Here is a 16682-nt window from a genome sequence, read left to right as displayed (position 1 = left end):
TGCGGCGGTGCAGCATGAATGGGCGATTCAAGGGCATGGAATCGGCCTGACAGGCCTGTGATCGGGCTGCAAAAAAGACGATTATTCAATAATATAACCGCTCTATGACGGCTTTACTGCTCCTAAGACTTGCAAGCAGGTGAATTGCCGATTAATTGGGGCGAGAAGTCTACCGCCAGAGTAGGCTTTGCGGCGGGCTGCGGGCCCGGCGCGGTCCACTTCAATCCAGGGATTGTAACGCATGCGCAAGCTCCTCCTCGCCGCTGTCGCCGGCACTGCCTTCGCTCTCGCCGGTTGCTCGGAAAAGGCTCCTGAAGCCGCTCCGACCGAAGCCGTGGAATCGACCGACGCAACGGACGCTTCGGCTCCGGCTGCTGACGCTTCGGACGCTTCGGCTCCGGCTGCTGACGCTTCGAGCGAAGCTCCGAAGATGTAATCAACCCCGCAAGGGTTTGATAAAGATAGAGGGGCGTGGTCACTGCAGTGACCGCGCCCTTTCTCTTTTGGGGGCGGCAGAAAGAAGCGCGCGGGCTGCGCGGCAGACCTTTCTCGCTATCGGGTGATCAGCGGCGCGCGGTTTCCATCCCGCTGGGAAGCAGGGGCTGGCTGTAGCCGTCATAGAGCACGCGGGCGATCTGGGCGATCATGCTGGCATGCGCGGTGTGCCCCTCCGGGCCGGTCACGAAAATGGCGATGGCGAGATGCCGGCCATCGGGCAGGCGCACGATCCCCACATCGTCGGTCACCCCGGCCAGCGTGCCTGTCTTGTGGGCGAAGACCACGCCTTCGGGCAGACCGCTGCGAATGCGGTTTCGGCCGGTGCTTGTGCGGGTCATGGTATCGAGCAGCACTGCGCGGCTCTCCGGACTCAGCGCGCCGCCGCGATCGATCGCGGTCAGCAACTGGGCCATCGCCCTCGGCGTGCTGCTCGTGCGGGTGTCGATCGTGGTCACCGGGTTCACCCGTCCATCGTCGCGCACAAGCGTCGCCATCGTGTGATCGAGATGCTGCCCGGAAACGCCGATGCGGCTGAGCCACGTGTTGACCGCGCCGATCCCGCCGACTGCTGCAATCAGGCCATCGGTGGCGTGGTTGTCGCTGCGGGTGATGGAAAGCTCCATGAGGCTCTGCGCCGTCATCACCTCGCCAGGACGGACCGCCGCGACCGTGCCGCGCGATTCGGCTGATTCCGCAACCGGAACCATCATCGGAAACTGTTGGTCGAGCCGCAGGCGGCCCTGTTCCACACCGGCCAGATAGGTGGCGGCGATGGCAATCTTGGCTGTGCTGGCCATCGGAAATGGCATGTCGCCATTGATCATGATCTGCCCGCCGCCGTCGAGATCCACCGCGGCAACGCCGACCCGGCCACGCCCTTGCGCGACGATGGCGGCCACCTGTTGTTCGATTGCCGCATCGCGCGCGCTCTGCAGGCTGTTGCCGGACCGCGCCTCTGCCGGAGCAGCAACAAGCAGCAACGGCACGGCGCACCACAGCGCTGCCGCCAGCCAATTGCCCATCCTGTTTCCGCCGGAAGCCATATCCCCCCCTAGCACTCAATCCGTTTAGGATTCATTAGTAGCGTAAATACTTGTGATTCAATAGCAAGTGGCGCGACGGGCAAGTGGTCGCTCGTCTGGCGCGGTCTGGCGCGCCAAACCCGGCGCTGGACATTAACCGCGCGATTAATGATAGTGGCGCGGTAACAGACAAAGCGCATAGCCCGGGCAAAAGCGGGCAAGAGGAGCGGATGACGGCAGAGGCGCAGCAAACCCTGGCCGAAGGCCTCGGGCATGCCATGGCTCGGGCCGGGCGGCATGGGCCGGTCGGCGGGTTGTTGCGCCTGTCCGGCGGTGCCAACATGCAAAGCTGGCGCTTCGAACTTGGCGGAGAAGCCTTCGTGCTTCGCCGAGCGCCTTCTGCGGAGTGGGTTGCCGGTCGCGCGCTCGATATGGCGAAGGAAGCCGCTGTGATTCGGGCTGCGCGCGCCGGCGGCGTGCCCGCACCCGAAGTCATCGCCGAACTGGCACCGGAAGATGGTATCGGCCTCGGTTTCATCATGCGCTGTGCGTCGGGCTCGCCCGATCCGGAAAATGCGCTGTCCTCACCGCCAAAACTGCTAGACGAGATCGCCGATGCCATGGCGCGTGTCCACGCGCTCGATCCGGCAATGCTGCGGTTCCTGCCCGTGCTCGAACCGGCTGCCGGAGTCGAAGCGTTGGCAGCACAGTTCGTTGAGAGCGGGGGAGACCGACCGCCCATTGCGCTGGGCCTTGCCTGGCTGCGCGCCAACCTTCCGTCGCCCGCGCCGCTCACGGTGCTCCACGGCGATCTGCGCATCGGCAATATCATGGTCGATAGGGGGCACCTCTCGGCGGTGCTCGATTGGGAACTCGCCCATCTCGGCGATCCCCACGAGGACCTTGCCTTCGGCTGCATGACCGTCTGGCGCTTCGGGCGACTGGGCAAGCGCGGCTTCGGCCTCGGCAGTATCGAAGACCTTGCCTGCGCTTATGAGGCTGCGGGCGGGACCACGTTCGATCCCACCCGCTTCCGCTTTTGGCTGGTCTATCGCACTGTGTGGTGGGCGCTCTCCGCGCTTTCGATGGGCAAGGGCTGGCGCAGCGGCGCAGACCGCTCGCTGGAACGGGTCGTGGTGGCGCGGCGTGCGGCGGAGCAGGATCTGGACCTGCTCCTGTTGCTTGAGACCGATGCGCCTGCAGTCGAGCGCGCTCGCGCTTTGCCGTCATCGCCGCCCCCGCCGGCACAGGGCGAAGGTGAGCCCAGTGCCGCTGAAGTGCTCACTGCCGTATCCGAATGGCTTGCCGCCACGGTGAAGCCGCACATGGCAACCTCGCGCGAACGCTTCGAACTGGCCGTTGCGCAGAACGCGCTGGGCATCGTCCGGCGCGAACTCGCCGGCCGTCCGAACCCGCATGACAAGGCGCTGTGCGAGGCCATCCTTGCCGGGCAGACCACACTGGCCCAGCCCGGCCTGCTCGCAGACCTGCGCCGCCGCGTGCTGGATACGCTCGCTGCCGACATGCCGAAATACCCCGCGCTCAGCGAAGCGCGCCGCCTTTGGGAGAGCCAGACATGAACTTCGATCTGCCGCAGGAGCTGATAGACTACCTCGCCGAACTCGATGCTTTCATCGATGCCGAGATCAAGCCGCTCGAACAGGCGGACGACAACATCCGCTTCTTCGACCATCGGCGCGAATGGGCCCGCACCGATTTCGAGAATGACGGGCTTCCGCGTCACGAATGGGAAGCTCTTCTGATCGAGGCCACCCGCCGTGCCGATGCCGCGGGGCACTGGCGCTTTTCTGCGCCCAAGAAGTACGGCGGCAAGGATGGCAAGAATCTCTGGATGGCGGTGATCCGCGATCACTTCACGCAGAAGGGCCTCGGCCTCCATAACGATCTGCAGAACGAGCATTCGATCGTCGGGAACTTCCCGTTCGTGAACATGTTCGAGCACTTCGGCACGCCGGAGCAGCAGGAGGAATTCATTCTCGGCGGCTTCGCGCGGACGCGGCGCGTGTCCTTCGGCCTCACCGAAGCGCGCCATGGGTCGGATGCGACGCACATGGAAACCCGCGCCGTGCGCGAAACCCGTGATGGCGTCCCCGGCTGGCGGATCGACGGCGAGAAGATGTGGATCACTGGTATGCATGTCGCCAGCCACTGCGCGGTCTTTGCGCGGACCGCGGGCGAGCCCGGTGACGCGCGCGGGATCACCTGCCTCCTCGTGCCCAACCCCACCGAGGGGCTGGTGATCGAGGAATACATGTGGACGTTCAATATGCCGACGGACCACCCGCGCCTTTCGCTCACCAATGTATGGGTACCGGAGAGCGCGATGCTCGGGCCCGAAGGCGGCGGCCTCGCCATCGCGCAGAGCTTCGTGCACCAGAACCGTATCCGGCAGGCCGCCTCGTCGCTCGGTGCGGCAACGTTCTGCATCGAGGAATCGGTGCGCTACGCCCGGGAACGTAAGCCTTTCGGCGAGGAGCTGGCGCGCAACCAGGCCATCCAGTTCCCGCTCGTGGAGCTTGCCACCCAGTGCGAGATGCTGCGCCTGCTGATCCGCAAGACGGCATGGGAAATGGACCGGCTCGAAGCGGAGGAGGGCGGCCACAAACGCATCGAGCGCGAGCTGTCTGACAAGGTCTCGATGTGCAACTACTGGGCGAACCGGCTGGTTTGCGAAGCGGCTGACCGAGCGATGCAGGTCCACGGCGGCATCGGCTATTCACGGCACAAGCCGTTCGAGCACATCTACCGCCACCACCGCCGCTACCGCATCACCGAAGGCGCGGAGGAAATCCAGATGCGCAAGGTGGGCGCGTACCTGTTCGGCTATCTCGGGCCGCGCAAGGGCATGTTCGGCTAAGGAAAAAGGCGCAGGAGCCGAAAGCTCCTGCGCCTCATGCATCTCAGGGGTCCGGGTGCTATGGTGCCCGGGCCCTTTGTCTTGTTCAGGCGAACGCCGCCTTGAGATCGTCGACGAGGTCGAGGCGTTCCCACGGGAAGAAGTCGCCGTCCGCTTTGCGCCCGAAGTGGCCGTAGGCCGCGGTCGGCTGGTAGATCGGCTTGTTGAGGCCGAGGTGGGTGCGGATCGCGCGCGGGGTCAGGCCGCCGAGGCGCGTGATCGCCAGGATCGCCTGCTCGATCTTGTCGTCGCCCACCGTGCTGGTGTCGTGCGTATCGACGTAGAGCGAAAGCGGCTCCGAAACGCCGATCGCATAGGCGATCTGGATCGTGCAGCGCGTGGCAAGCCCAGCGGCGACCACGTTCTTGGCGAGATAGCGCGTGATATAGGCGGCCGAGCGATCGACCTTGGTCGGGTCCTTGCCCGAGAACGCGCCGCCGCCATGCGGGGCCGCGCCGCCATAGGTGTCGACGATGATCTTGCGGCCGGTGAGGCCCGCATCGCCGTCAGGGCCGCCGATCTCGAACGAGCCGGTCGGGTTGATGTAGTACTTGGTCTCGCGCAGCAGTACCGGCGGGATCACTTCGGCGATCACGCGCTTCACATAGGCGTGGAGTTCGGCTTCCTTCTCGCCCTTGTCGTAGCCAGGCGCGTGCTGGGTCGAGACGACGACTGCGGTCGCGGCGACGGGCAGCGAGCCTTCGTAGCGCAGGGTCACCTGGCTCTTGGCGTCAGGTTCGAGGAACGGGGCAGCACCCGAATGCCGGTCGGCGGCCATGCGCTCGAGAATCTTGTGGCTGTAGTAAAGCGTAGCGGGCATCAGGTCGGGCGTCTCGTCGGTCGCATAACCGAACATGATGCCCTGATCGCCCGCACCTTCGTCCTTGTTGTCTGCCGCGTCGACGCCCTGCGCGATGTGTGCGGACTGGCCGTGGAGGCGGTTGATGAACTCGAACTTCTCCCAGTGGAAGCCGTCCTGCTCATAGCCGATGCGCTTCACCGTCTCACGCACGGTTGCCTCGATTTCGGCCTGCGCGCCCGGGGCCCATTCGCCATCTTCGTAGACGCCCTTGCAGCGGATTTCGCCGGCCAGCACCACAAGCTGCGTGGTCGTCAGCGTCTCGCAGGCAATGCGGGCCTCGGGGTCCTTGGACAGGAACAGGTCCACGATGCCGTCGCTGATCTGGTCGGCAACCTTGTCCGGATGGCCTTCGGAAACGCTTTCGGACGTGAACAGATAATCAGTGCGCATGTGGTGTTCCCGTATGATATAAAGATTCCTTTATGTCGTCTCCCTAGCGGTCTCCGCGCCGTCTTGCAACAACGAGCGACGTGCCGAGCAGCAACAGCGCCCATGCCAGCGCCAGCCGGTTCCCCAGCCGGGCAAACGGGGTGGGTGCATGGGCCGGAGGCACCATGCCGTCGACCCGCCCGGCGGCAAGGCGCGGCACGAACTGGCGCACCACGCCGTCGGCATCGATCACCGCGCTGATCCCGGTCGTCGTGGCCCGCAGCACGGGGAGACCTTCCTCGATGGCGCGCATCCGGGCCTGCGCGAGATGCTGGGGCGGACCCCATGCGCCAAACCAGCCGTCATTGGAGGGATTGAAGATGTAATCGGGGCGGTGCGCCCGGTCTGCCACCTCGCCCGAGAAGATGATCTCGTAGCAGATCTGCAGGCCGGCCTTGCCGTGCGGTCCCAGGTCGAGCGTGCGAGGGCCGGGGCCGGGGATGAAATCAAGCGAGCCCGAAACCAGCCGGGAGAGGCCGAGTGGTGCAAGCCACGCGCGCAGCGGCAGATACTCGCCATAGGGCACGAGGTGCGCCTTGGCATAACTGCTGCGGATCGCGCCATCGGGGCCGAGCGCGGTCACGACATTGCGCGCCGCGGTGACGGTGTCTCCCTGCACCACAAGGTCCGTCGCGCCTGTGAGCAATAGGGAGCCGGGGCCTATCACCCGACCGATTCGCGCGCGGGCGAGGGCCGGGTCGGCACCGAAGGTCGTGGCGTTGTAGAAGTACTGCGGATAGCCGGGGCGCAGATAATCGGGAAGACCGCCTTCAGGCCACAGCACGATGCGCCTCGCGCCCGGTACACGCGGGAGTGAAAGGCGCGCAATGCCCTGGAACTGCCCCTCGTAGAGGCTCGGGTCGTTGATCGTGTCCTGCCCGATGTTCGGCTGGACGAGCGTGTAGCCAAGCCGGCCTTCGGCGCCCGCGCCGTGGAGCGGTAGCAGCATGAGCCCGGCGGGCAGCGCCGCCGTCATCGCGGCAGCGTGCAGACGGCCGGCCCGCGCCATCTGCCCGGCGAGCAGCCAGACGCCGGAGAGAAGCACCACCAGCCCGGACAGGGCGTAGGTTCCCGTCCACGGCGCGATCATTGCAAGCCCCGGGCGGGCGAAGCTGCCGAGCGCGACCATCGCAAGCGGATTCCAGGCAAATCCGGTGAAGAGCGTGGCACGCAGATATTCGGTGATGATCCAGGCACCGGCTAGGGCCGGGACGAGCGCGGCCTTGAAGCGGCGGGCCAGCCAGGCCGCGAAGTACGCCGCCAGTGCGGGATAGACCGCGAGATAGACAGCAAGCAGGACCACCGCGATCCAGCCGAGCCACGCCGGCATGGCGGCCTGGTAGGTGAATGCCGTCGCGATCCAGTTGTTGCCGAGCGAGAAGTAACCGAGCCCGAACAGCCATCCCGCCAATGCCGCGCGGGCAGCCGAACGGGCATGTCCGATCCGGTCGATCAGGAAAGCCAGCGCTGCCAGTGTCAGCGGCCAGAAACCCAGCGGCTGAAAGCCTGTCGCGGCCAGCAACCCGGCCGCGATCAGCATGTGCGGTGCGTCACGTTTCGCGAGTCTGTGCACGCGGCGGCCCCGGTCAGGCGTGACGAACGACCGCGATCAGCCTTCGGCCGCCTCGGGTAGCGGGTTCTTGCGGGGACGACCGCGGCGCTTGGGTGCCACTGCTTCGGAAGCCTGCGCTTCAGCAGCGACTGCGGTTTCCTCAGCGGTCTCCGGCGCTGCGCGGACGCCGATCGCCGGCGGCAGGCTCAGCGGATCGAGCGCTGCTGCGGGGGCGTCCTCGGCCTCGCGGCGGGGGCGGCGATCGGTACGCGGACGCAGGCCACGCTGCGAACGGCTCTCGCGCACGAAGGGATTGTCGCTGGTCTCTCCAACGGGCTCCCCTTCGTCTGCACGCTCCATGCTTTCCGGCACGACCGCTGCTTCGAAGCGAGGGCGCGGATTCTCGCGCGGCTCACGGTTCTCCCGGGGCTCGCGGTTCTCGCGGGGCTCGCGGCTTTCACGCGGTTCGCGATTGTCTCGCTGTTCACGCGGCTCGCGCTGATCCCGGTTTTCGCGCGGCTCGCGGCCTTCCCGTTGCTGGAACTCGCGGCTCTCGTCGCGGCGGCTTTGCGGGCGATCAAAGGCGGGGAAGTCGCTGTCCATCGAGAAGTCGGAACCCTCGTCCTCGGCTTCGGGCTCGTTCCAGCGTTCCCCCGACTGGCGCTGGCGCTGCTCGTCGGTGCGCGAACGGCTGTCGGCGATCACGCGGAAATAATGGTCCGCAAACTGCAGGTAGTATTCTGCCTGGACACGGTCGCCATTGAGGTGCGCGTCCTGGGCCAGCTTGCGATACTTCTCGAGCATCTGGGGGGCATTGCCCCGCGCCCGGCTGTCGATCCGGTTGAGCTGCTGGCCGCCACCCTGCGGGCGGTTGTTGTTCCCGCGACCGCGCCGGCGGTTGTTCCCACGATTGTTGTTCAAGTGAGGCACTTTCCTGTTTCGGTGCAACCTTGACCCAAGTTTGTTAAACTCTGCGTTCAACTTGGGCCCGACGTGGCGTGGCTCCCGGGTCGAGTCCGGCCAAACCCGCCGCCGCGCATATTCAACCACGATATGGTGTGTTCGTGGTTCCCAGCATCTGCGCGCTGCCAGCCTGCCCTGCCGGCCATCGCTGCAAATGGTGGAGTAAGCCGAGACGGGAAGCCTTCATCCGTCGCCGTGCCTGCGGCTCTGATTAGTGAGGCGCTGCCGCCTTGCCAAGCGAAATGTTTGCCCCGCTTATGCCAATTCGACGCAGCGTGGCCTGCCTGCGAGGTCCTGATGCACCTTCACTGTCAAGCCGGCCGTCTCGGCCAGCGCCGCGACGGCTGCGCTTTGCCTGTGGCCGATCTCGAAAAGTGCGGTGCCGCCGGGTGCGAGCAGGCTCGGTATGGCAGGGATCAGGCGGCGGTAATCGTCAAGGCCCTGCGGCCCGGCGAACAGCGCCTCGGCGGGCTCGTGCGCGCGCACCGAGGGGGCCAGCTCGGCATTGTCTTCGACATAGGGCGGGTTGGCGAGGATGAGGTCGAACCGTCCCAGCCCATCCGTCCAGCCCGCGGACGTCCAGTCACCCGCGATGATGCGGGCACGCGCGGCCAGGCCGTGTGCAGTCGCATTGCGGGAAGCGATGGCCCGAGCGTCAGCCGAACGTTCGAGGCCGATCCCTTCCGCCTCGGGCCAGAGCGAAAGCGCGGCGAGCAGCAGCGCGCCCGAGCCTGTGCCGAGATCGAGGATGCAGGCTGGAGGACGGCCTTCACGCGCCGCGCGGGCCACTTCGATCAACGTTTCGCTATCCCCGCGGGGGATCAGGACGGCGGGGCTGACAGCGAGGTCGAGGTCGCAGAACGGCTGTGTGCCGAGGATATAGGCGATCGGTTCGTGATCGATTCTCCGCCGGATCAGGGCTTCGAACTGCGTGGGCACTTCGCCTTGGGCCCGGCCCAGCAGCAGATCATTGCGAGACACGCCGAGCGCATGAGCCAGCAGCAATTCTGCGTCGAGCCGGGCCGTGTCGCTTGTCGCCGCAAGCCGCTCGGCCGCTTCGCGCAGCGCGGTTCGCAGGTCAGTCATCTGTGTCCGGCATCCGCTTGCGGCATCCGCTTCAGGCATCGAGCGCCGCGAGGCGCTTGACCTGATCCTCGGCGGCCAGCGCATCGATCAGTTCGCCAAGGCCCGGGCCTTCGAGGATCTCGGGCAGGCGGTGAAGCGTGAGGTTGATGCGGTGGTCGGTTACCCGGCCTTGCGGGAAGTTGTAGGTGCGGATGCGCTCCGAGCGATCGCCGCTGCCGACCATCGCCTTGCGCGCCTCGGCTTCCGCGCCCTGCGCTTCATCCCGCATCTTCTCGTAAAGCCGCGCGCGCAGGACCTGCATCGCCTTGGCCTTGTTCTTGTGCTGGCTGCGCTCATCCTGGCAGGTGACGACAATGCCGGAGGGCAGGTGGGTGATGCGCACCGCAGAATCGGTGGTGTTCACATGCTGCCCGCCCGCGCCGGACGCGCGGTAGATGTCGATCTTGAGGTCCTTGTCCTCGATCGCGACATCGACTTCGTCGGGTTCGGGCAGCACGGCGACTGTCGCGGCGCTGGTGTGGATGCGCCCGCCGCTTTCGGTCACGGGCACGCGCTGCACGCGGTGCACGCCGCTTTCGTACTTGAGCCGTGCGAACACGCCCTGCCCTGCCACATTGGCGACGACTTCCTTGAAACCGCCGATCTCGTTCGCGTTGGCTGATACCATCTCGACCCGCCAGCCCTGTTCGGCGGCAAAGCGCTCGTACATGCGGTAGAGATCAGCGGCGAAGAGCGCCGCTTCGTCGCCCCCGGTCCCGGCGCGGATTTCCAGCATGGCGGGGCGGCTGTCAGCGCTGTCGCGCGGCAGCATGGCAATGGCGAGGGCGCGTTCGGCTTCGGGCAGCGCGCTGCGCAGGTGCGCGATTTCCTCTTCGGCAAGGGCGCGCATCTCGGGATCGGGATCGCTGCTGGCGCTGAGCGCTGCCAGTTCGCCCCGCATCGTGCTGACATGGGCGGCAGCGCGGGCGACAGGCTCAAGCTCGGCATAGTCCCGGCTTGCAGCAACAAAGGCGGGGCCTTCCAGCGTACCCGATGCAAGCCGGGCTTCGAGTTCGGCGAATCGGGACGCGATCTGGGCGAGGCGGGTGTCGGAGACGGTCATTCAGGACAATTCGGGATCAAGCCCGATCCGATCATAAACAGCTTGGACCTTGTCGAGAGCGACCCCATCTCCGTTCAAAAGCCGCATGCCTACGCTTGGTACCCCGTCGCGAACATCCATTGAGATTGCAACCGCAGGGTTGGCCTTGATTGCTCGATCAAAGCGCTTCCGAGGAGAACCCGTGGCAAATAGCTCGGCAGCTACTCCCGATTTCCGCAAGCTGTTGACCACACGTGCGGCCAGATCCTCGCGAGCGCTGTTTTCCGCAACTACCGCAATGAAGCCATCTTGCTTCAGATTCCCCGCATCCCCCACCAGCATCGCCAGCCGCTCGATCCCCGCGGCCCAGCCGACCGCTGGCGTATGCGGTCCGCCCAGCGCTTCGATCAGCCCGTCGTAGCGCCCTCCGCCGAGCACGGTGCCCTGCGCGCCCAGCCGGTCGGTCACGAACTCGAACGCCGTGTGGCGGTAATAGTCCAGCCCGCGCACCAGTGCCGGGGCGCGGGTCCAGGCGACGCCGGCGGCATCCAGCCCCGCCGTGACCTTGGCGAAGAAGTCCTGCGCCTCGTCCGAGAGGAACTGGTCAATCATCGGCGCGTCTGCCGTGAAAACCTTGTCGCGCGGGTCCTTGCTGTCGAGGATGCGCAGCGGGTTCTTCTCGAGCCGCTCCTGCGAATCCTGGGAAAGGTCGTCCTTCACAGCGCGGAAGTAGTCCACCAGCGCGGCGCGCCAGGCTTCGCGGCTGGGGGCATCGCCCAGCGTATTGAGCTGGAGCGTGACGCCATCGGCAATGCCGAGTTCCTTGAGGATCTGATCCGCCATCACCAGAAGCTCGACATCCGCCTGCGGTTCGGCAGCGCCGAGAATCTCCGCGTCGATCTGGTGGAACTGGCGGTAGCGGCCCTTCTGCGGGCGCTCGTAGCGGAACAGGGGCCCGTGCGTCGCCAGTTTCAGCGGTGCGTGCTGCTGCCAGCCGTTGGTGAGGTAGGCGCGCGCGATCCCGGCGGTGAATTCGGGGCGCAGTGTCAGCGATTCGCCGCCGCGGTCCTCGAAGCTGTACATTTCCTTGGAAACGACATCGGTCGTCTCCCCCAGGCTGCGGCTGAAAACGGTGGTCTTCTCGAACACCGGCAACTCTGCGCGGCGGAAGCGATAGAGGCGGCGCACACGCTCGAAAGTCTCCACCACGAAGGCGAAAGCCTCGGCATCAGGGCCGAAGATATCCTGCGTGCCGCGGATGGCCTGCGGGGTCGGGGTTCCCGATTTCGGGGCGGATGGGTTCTTGTCGCTGCTCATACCTAGGCGCGCGATTAGCGGGAATGTTGCCATGGGGAAAGGGGCGCGGCCAGTTTGCCGGAACTGCCCAAAGGGCGGGGCCAGTTGCAGTCCTCAGCGCTTCGCGCCATGAGACGCCTATGTTCACGACCCCGATGCGTTCCACGCGCCCTGCCGCCCTGCTGACTCTCGCAGCAGCCCTGCTGTCCACTGCTGGCCCGATCCGGGCGCAGGTCCAGCCGCCGACGAACACCCGTCCGATGGCCGTGCCGATTACGCAGTCGATCCCTGATGCCGAGGACAAGCCTTTCCCCGGCACGATCCAGCTGGCGATCGATGCCAGCGACACCACCACGGGTGCCTTTCGTGTGACCGAGACGATCCCGGTCCCCGCCGGCCAGTCGAGGCTCACGCTGCTTTATCCCAAGTGGCTGCCCGGCAACCATGGCCCCGAGGGCCCGATCGCCGAACTGGTCGATGTGCGCTTCTATGCGGGCGGCAAGCCTCTGACCTGGAGCCGCGATCCGGTCGACGTCTATGCGTTCCATGTCGACCTACCCGCGGGCACGTCCGAGATCACCGCCCGGCTGATCCACACTTCGCCGCTGCGCACAAGTGAGGGGCGCGTGACGATGACGCGCGAGATGCTCAATCTGCAATGGGAAAAGATGAGCCTCTATCCCGCCGGATACTATGTGCGGCAGATCAAGGTCCAGCCGACGGTGACCTTCCCGGCGGGCTGGCAGGTGTTCACGGCGCTCGATGGCAAGGCTGCCACTGGAAGCGTCGTGACTTGGGCCGTGACGGACTATGAAACCCTTGTGGATTCGCCGATCTTTGCCGGTGCCTATGCCGACCGGCACGACCTCGGAAAGGGCGTTTTCCTCGATATCGTGGCCGACAAGCCCGAACTCCTCAAGATCGCGCCCGAAAACCTCGCCACCTATCGCAATCTGGTGGACGAGGCGCTGCTGGCCTACGGCGCGAAACACTTCGACCATTATGACCTGCTGCTGGCGCTGACCGACCGCATGGGCGGCATTGGTCTCGAGCACCACCGCTCCAGCGAAAACCAGTACGAGCCGCGCACGCTGGTCGATTGGGCGGCGGGCGACTGGGATCGCAACGTCATCGCCCACGAATTCTCGCATTCGTGGGATGGCAAGTACCGCCGCCCGGCCAGGCTGTGGACGCCGGACTACCGCGTGCCGATGCAGGACAACCTGCTGTGGGTCTACGAAGGGCAGAACCAGTTCTGGGGCCTGGTCCTCGCCGCGCGTTCGGGCGTGCAGAGCAAGGAGCAGGTGCTCGGCCAGTTTGCCAACTACGCGGGGGTGTTCACGCAGTATCCGGGGCGCGAGTGGCGCTCGGTCGAAGATACGACCCACGATCCGATCATCGCCAACCGCAAGCCCAAGCCGTTCTCCTCGCTCGCCCGCAACGAAGAGTACTACACCGAAGGCGCGCTCATCTGGCTCGAGGCCGAGGCGATCATCCGCGAAGGTACCGGCGGCAGGAAGGGCATGGACGATTTCGCCAAGGCCTTCTTCGGCATGAAGGACGGCGATTGGGGCGTGCTGACCTACGAGCTCCCCGAGGTGGTGCAGACGCTGAACGCCGTCTACCCTTACGATTGGGCGGGCTTCATCAAGACCCGCATCCAGACCGCAGGCCAGCCTTCGCCGCTCGGCGGGATCGAGCGCGGCGGATACCGGCTGGTGTGGAAGGAAGAGCCCAATCCTTACGACAAGGCGCGGATGGCTGCCGCCAAATACATCTCGCTCTACCACTCGATCGGCCTCGCCATCGACAGCGACGGCAAGGTGACCGCCAGCCTCTGGAACGGGCCGGGCTTCGCGGCCGGGATCGTGACGGGAATGCAGATCCTCTCGGTGAACGGCAAGACGTATGATCAGGACACGATCAGGGCGGCGATCACGGCGGCCAAGGGGAACACCGCGCCGATCGAGCTGATCGTCAAGCGTGACGATGTGGTGCGGACGGTCCAGCTATCCTACCATGATGGGCTTCGCTGGCCGTGGCTGGAGCGTGCCGTGCCGGGGACCGCGCCCACCGGGCTCGACAAGCTGCTCGCGCCCCGCGCACCTGCCGCGAAGAAGCTGGCCGCGAAGTAAATGGAAAGCGGCGGCGGCACCGGTGCTGACCAGACCCGCCGGCGGTTCGGTCAGCGCTTCGCGCCGCCCCGCTTCGTGCTGTTTCTGGTCCTGCTGATTGCCGGGGCCATCATCCGCGGCTGGATAACAGGTTTTGGCGATATCGCCGATATTCTCGTGGTGGGGTTCGATTTTGCGGTCGCCGGTTTCCTCCTCTCGCTGATACCGCTGCTGCGCGCCTGTGATATGGAAACCATGCGGCGACATTCGGAGGAAAACGATGCCAACCGCCTGATCGTGCTTGCTGTCAGCACGCTGATCACGCTGGTGGTCCTGGCCGCGATCGCGGGCGAACTGCCTGCGGCCAAGCATGGCGAGCCGGGCGCGCTGCTGCGGCTGATTGTCACGCTGCTGCTGACCTGGCTCTTTGCCAACGTGGTCTATGCGCTGCACTACGCCCACGAGTATTACCGGGCGAGTGCGGTTCCCGGTGAGGATGCAGGTGGCCTCGAATTTCCCGGCAGCGGGCATCCGGACTATCTCGACTTCGCCTATTTCTCACTCACGCTCGGGATGACGTTCCAGACTTCTGATGTCGAAATTTCCTCGCGCGAAATTCGCCGGATTGTGACGCTGCATTCCTTCGCTGCCTTCGTGTTCAACATCGGGGTGATCGCGTTCACCATCAACGGTATTGGCGGGATCTGAAGACCCTCACCCTACGTGAATGTTGCAGTGCACAAGGTGCGGCGCTAGAGACCCTCGCGAAGTTCACCGGCCCCCGGGCCCAGCGAAGGCATCCCATGCGCATCGACATGATCCCCATCGGCGAAAATCCGCCCGAAACGCTCAACGTGATCATCGAGGTCCCGGTTGGTGGCGAGCCGGTGAAGTACGAATTCGACAAGGCTTCCGGCGCGCTCTTCGTGGACCGCATCCTGCACACGCCGATGCGCTATCCGGCCAACTACGGCTTCGTGCCGCACACCCTTTCGCCCGATGGCGACCCGCTCGATGCGCTGGTGATCGCGCGCTCGCCGTTCGTGCCCGGCTCGGTCGTGCGCGTGCGCCCAATCGCGGTGCTGAACCTTGAGGACGAGCATGGCGGCGACGAGAAGCTCGTCTGCGTGCCCGATGACAAGACTTTCCCCTACTACCGCGATGTCGCCGAGAAGAGCGACCTGCCCGAGATCGTGCTCCAGCAGATCGAGCACTTCTTCACCCACTACAAGGACCTCGAAAAGGAAAAGTGGGTCCGTGTCGGCAAGTGGGGCGGGGCCGACGACGCCAAGCGCATCACGGTCGAGGCGATCGAGCGCGCCAAGACTGCAAAGTAAGGTCTTTCACAATTCCGCTCACCCTGAGCATGCTTCTACAAGCTCAGGGTGAGCGGGGCATTGAACCGTTTTTCGAAGCTCAATCCCCTGCGACGCTCATGCCGTCTATCCTGAGCGTCGGTACGTCGATGCCGCGCCACAGTTCCAGATCGTCAGCCGCGACCAACCGGGCAAACATATCGATCAGATTGCCGGCCACGGTGAATTCCGCAATCGGTCCGGCGATCTCACCGTTGACGACGCGGAAGCCCGAAGCGCCTCGGCTATAGTCGCCTGTCACGCCGTTGACCCCGTGGCCGATCAACTCGGTCACATAGATGCCATCAGCGATGTCGGCGAGGAGCGCGGCGCGGCTGACGGTGCCCGCCTGAAGCACGAGATTGCCGGCCGTCACGTGCGGCGCGCCGGATCCCCCGCGCGAGGCGTGGCCGGTGGGCACCGCGCCCAGCTGGCGCGCGGCGGCGGCATCCATCAGCCAGCCGGTAAGGTGCCCGTTCTCGACGAGGTTGCGCGCGCCAGTGGGCAGCCCCTCGCCATCGAAAGGGCGCGAACGAGGGCCGCGCGGGCGCAGCGGGTCTTCGCTGATGGTGATCGATGAATCGAAGATTTTCTGACCATCCTTGTCGAGCAGGAAGCTGGCACGGCGCGCGATCGCCGCGCCCGACATGGCGCCGAGCAGATGGCCGACCAGCGAACTGCCGACGCGCGGATCGAACACGACCGGATAGGTCCCGCTCTTTACCCGGCCCGGATCGACGCGGGCAACGGTGCGCTCACCGGCTTCGCGGCCGATAGCGGCAGGCGAGGGCAGGTCCGCGGCGTGGCGTGCACTGCGCCAGGCATAGTCACGCTGCATGCCGTTCGCGGTGCCGGCCAGCACGCTGGCCGAGCGACCGTGACTGGTGGCGCCATAGGCTCCGCTGAAGCCGTGGCTGGTGGCCAGCGCGACGACGCCGCGGCCCGCGCTGGCGCTGCCGCCTTCGCTGTTAGTGACGCCGGGTACCGCGCGCGCGGCATCTTCGGCTTCCTCCGCCCAGCGCCGCAACGTCAGCGGATCGGGCTCTTCGGCATCGACGAGGTCGAGTTCGGGCGGCGCGGCGCGCAGCAGCAACTCTTCCGGGGCAAGCCCGGCAAACCTGTCGGCCGGAGCAGCGCGGGCCATGTCGACCGCGCGGCTGGCGAGTTCGTCGAGAGCCTCGTCGCCAAGGTCGGTCGATCCGATCGAGGCCGAGGCACCGCCAACGAACACACGCAGACCGATATGTTCGGATTCAGACCGCTCGACATCCTCGAGCGCGCCCAGCCGCACCGAGACAGACTCAGACGAGTCGGCAATATAGACGGCGTCACCGGCCTCGGCACCAGCCTTGATGGCGCGCTCGATCAGGGCGTGGCAGCGCTCCTGGGCCTCTTTGGGGGAAAGCATCTTGGCAGGGGCCTTTCACGCGGAAGTTTGACAGGCTCCGACATGGGAAGCCAACGCCGCGCGATCTAGACCGCCGCAGCGTTTCCCGCAATCTGGACT

At 65.9% G+C, this 16682-nt stretch carries 14 protein-coding genes; 6 read left to right on the top strand and 8 right to left on the bottom strand.

Annotated elements, in window-relative coordinates; all coding sequences use genetic code 11:
• Positions 1 to 241: 241 nt before the first annotated feature.
• Positions 242 to 436, top strand: a complete 195-nt coding sequence (locus AQZ52_RS02685; RefSeq protein ID WP_067906386.1) for a hypothetical protein — start codon at positions 242 to 244, stop codon at positions 434 to 436.
• A 127-nt stretch (positions 437 to 563) separates the two neighbouring features.
• On the opposite strand, the gene bla is transcribed toward AQZ52_RS02685, so the two are convergent.
• A complete protein-coding gene (gene bla / locus AQZ52_RS02680) occupies positions 564 to 1541 on the bottom strand; it encodes a class A beta-lactamase (RefSeq protein WP_067906385.1) in 978 nt (325 codons plus the stop codon).
• A 209-nt stretch (positions 1542 to 1750) separates the two neighbouring features.
• Between bla and AQZ52_RS02675 the strand changes: the two genes are divergently transcribed.
• Both AQZ52_RS02675 and AQZ52_RS02670 read left to right on the top strand, forming a co-directional pair.
• Positions 1751 to 3100 carry a phosphotransferase gene (locus tag AQZ52_RS02675; protein WP_067906384.1) on the top strand — a complete coding sequence of 450 codons (1350 nt, stop codon included), beginning with the start codon at positions 1751 to 1753 and terminating at the stop codon, positions 3098 to 3100.
• Entirely contained in the window at positions 3097 to 4398 is a 1302-nt protein-coding gene (locus AQZ52_RS02670; RefSeq protein WP_067906383.1) for an acyl-CoA dehydrogenase family protein, read from the top strand. The genes AQZ52_RS02675 and AQZ52_RS02670 overlap by 4 nt, the downstream gene beginning before the upstream one ends.
• 85 nt (positions 4399 to 4483) lie before the next feature.
• Here the strand turns inward: AQZ52_RS02670 and metK are convergent, their stop codons facing one another.
• The 6 genes from metK to hisS all read right to left on the bottom strand — a co-directional run bounded on the left by metK (position 4484) and on the right by hisS (position 11727).
• Positions 4484 to 5689, bottom strand: a complete 1206-nt coding sequence (metK, locus tag AQZ52_RS02665; protein WP_067906382.1) for a methionine adenosyltransferase — start codon at positions 5687 to 5689, stop codon at positions 4484 to 4486.
• Positions 5690 to 5732: 43 nt separating this feature from the next.
• Positions 5733 to 7268, bottom strand: a complete 1536-nt coding sequence (gene lnt, locus AQZ52_RS02660) for an apolipoprotein N-acyltransferase (protein WP_067906381.1) — start codon at positions 7266 to 7268, stop codon at positions 5733 to 5735.
• Between the two features lie 69 nt (positions 7269 to 7337).
• A complete protein-coding gene (locus AQZ52_RS02655; RefSeq protein WP_240481418.1) occupies positions 7338 to 8210 on the bottom strand; it encodes a DUF4167 domain-containing protein in 873 nt (290 codons plus the stop codon).
• A 288-nt stretch (positions 8211 to 8498) separates the two neighbouring features.
• Positions 8499 to 9329: a peptide chain release factor N(5)-glutamine methyltransferase gene (prmC, locus tag AQZ52_RS02650; RefSeq protein WP_067906379.1), complete on the bottom strand. Its 831-nt coding sequence runs from the start codon at positions 9327 to 9329 to the stop codon at positions 8499 to 8501.
• A gap of 31 nt (positions 9330 to 9360) precedes the next feature.
• Positions 9361 to 10431, bottom strand: coding sequence for a peptide chain release factor 1 (gene prfA, locus AQZ52_RS02645; protein WP_067906378.1), 1071 nt, complete (start codon positions 10429 to 10431; stop codon positions 9361 to 9363).
• Positions 10432 to 11727 carry a histidine--tRNA ligase gene (gene hisS, locus AQZ52_RS02640; RefSeq protein WP_067906377.1) on the bottom strand — a complete coding sequence of 432 codons (1296 nt, stop codon included), beginning with the start codon at positions 11725 to 11727 and terminating at the stop codon, positions 10432 to 10434. It abuts the gene before it with no gap.
• 119 nt (positions 11728 to 11846) lie between these two features.
• Between hisS and AQZ52_RS02635 the strand changes: the two genes are divergently transcribed.
• From AQZ52_RS02635 to ppa, 3 genes are all read left to right on the top strand, one after another.
• Positions 11847 to 13841, top strand: coding sequence for a M61 family metallopeptidase (locus AQZ52_RS02635; protein ID WP_240481417.1), 1995 nt, complete (start codon positions 11847 to 11849; stop codon positions 13839 to 13841).
• Complete coding sequence (locus AQZ52_RS02630; RefSeq protein ID WP_067906376.1) at positions 13842 to 14528, top strand: DUF1345 domain-containing protein; 687 nt, start codon at positions 13842 to 13844, stop codon at positions 14526 to 14528.
• A gap of 95 nt (positions 14529 to 14623) precedes the next feature.
• A complete protein-coding gene (ppa, locus tag AQZ52_RS02625) occupies positions 14624 to 15157 on the top strand; it encodes an inorganic diphosphatase (RefSeq protein WP_067906375.1) in 534 nt (177 codons plus the stop codon).
• A 79-nt stretch (positions 15158 to 15236) separates the two neighbouring features.
• Here the strand turns inward: ppa and AQZ52_RS02620 are convergent, their stop codons facing one another.
• The gene (locus AQZ52_RS02620) at positions 15237 to 16583 is read right to left on the bottom strand and encodes a TldD/PmbA family protein (RefSeq protein ID WP_067906374.1); all 1347 of its coding nucleotides are present in this window, start codon (positions 16581 to 16583) and stop codon (positions 15237 to 15239) included.
• Between the last annotated feature and the right edge of the window lie 99 nt (positions 16584 to 16682).

It is taken from the genome of Novosphingobium fuchskuhlense, from assembly GCF_001519075.1.
Taxonomy (GTDB): Bacteria; Pseudomonadota; Alphaproteobacteria; order Sphingomonadales; family Sphingomonadaceae; genus Novosphingobium; species Novosphingobium fuchskuhlense.
This window is presented reverse-complemented; position numbering and strand designations above follow the sequence as displayed.